Origin of the sequence: Roseburia sp. AM16-25 (assembly GCF_003473825.1) — a bacterium.
GTDB lineage: Bacteria > Bacillota > Clostridia > Lachnospirales > Lachnospiraceae > Pararoseburia > Pararoseburia lenta.
The window spans coordinates 1-715 of the sequence record NZ_QUCW01000013.1 but is presented as its reverse complement, the minus strand read 5'-3'; the positions used below and the strand labels follow the sequence as shown (position 1 = coordinate 715).

The window sequence follows — 715 nt, the reverse complement described above, 5'->3', positions numbered from 1 at the left end:
TGCAGTGCCGTAATGGTAAGAGAACAGCTCCGGCTGCTCTTAAGATCGCATGTGATCTTGTTGACGAAGGACATAAGACAGAAGAAGAAGCAGTAGCAATGATCGATCCTCGTAACCTGGATACACTTCTTCATCCACAGTTTGATGCAGCAGCACTTAAGGCTGCAACACCACTTGGAAAGGGCTTAGGAGCATCTCCTGGAGCAGCTTGTGGTAAGATCGTCTTTACAGCAGAAGATGCTGAGGCTTGGAACGAGCGTGGCGAGAAGGTCGTACTTGTTCGTCTTGAGACTTCACCAGAGGACATCACAGGTATGAAGGCTTCTCAGGGTATCCTGACTGTTCGTGGTGGTATGACATCACATGCAGCAGTTGTTGCCCGTGGTATGGGAACCTGTTGTGTATCTGGTTGTGGCGACATTGCTATGGACGAGGAGAACAAGAAGTTCACACTTGCAGGCAAGGAATTCCACGAAGGAGATTACATCTCTATCGATGGTACAACAGGAAATATCTACGATGGCGAGATCAAGACAGTTGATGCAACCATCGCTGGTGAGTTCGGTCGTGTAATGGCTTGGGCTGACAAGTATAGAAAGTTAAAGGTTCGTACAAATGCAGATACTCCTGCAGATGCTAAGAAGGCACGCGAACTTGGAGCAGAAGGCATCGGACTCTGCCGTACAGAGCATATGTTCTTTGAAGAAGACAGAAT

At 48.0% G+C, this 715-nt stretch carries 1 protein-coding gene; it reads left to right on the top strand.

Translation table 11 applies throughout. The features are described from left to right. On the top strand, positions 1 to 715 hold a 715-nt coding region (locus tag DW183_RS12370), incomplete at both ends, for a PEP-utilizing enzyme (protein WP_243069583.1).